At 66.3% G+C, this 249-nt stretch carries 1 protein-coding gene; it reads right to left on the bottom strand.

What is annotated here, in order from left to right:
• On the bottom strand, positions 1-249 hold a 249-nt coding region (locus FJ988_RS30650), incomplete at both ends, for a glycosyltransferase family 2 protein (protein WP_140823067.1).

Raw genomic sequence — 249 nt, 5'->3', positions numbered from 1 at the left:
CATCAGGTCCGGGTTGATGAAGGCCAGCCACGGGCTGTGCGAGTCGGCCACGCCCTGGTTGTTGGCGGCGGCGAAGCCGGGATTGTCCGGATTGCCGACGAAGCGCACGCGTGGATCGTGGCTGGCATGCCGCTGCACGATGTCCAGGGTGCCATCCAGCGAACCATTGTCGATCACCCGGATCTCGGCCACATCCTGCGCCTGGCGCAGGCGCGAGAGGCAGGCATCGATGGTGCTCCCACTCTGGTA

The organism is Mesorhizobium sp. CU3 (genome assembly GCF_006442965.1).
In the GTDB taxonomy this organism is placed as follows: domain Bacteria; phylum Pseudomonadota; class Alphaproteobacteria; order Rhizobiales; family Rhizobiaceae; genus Mesorhizobium.
This window is presented reverse-complemented; position numbering and strand designations above follow the sequence as displayed.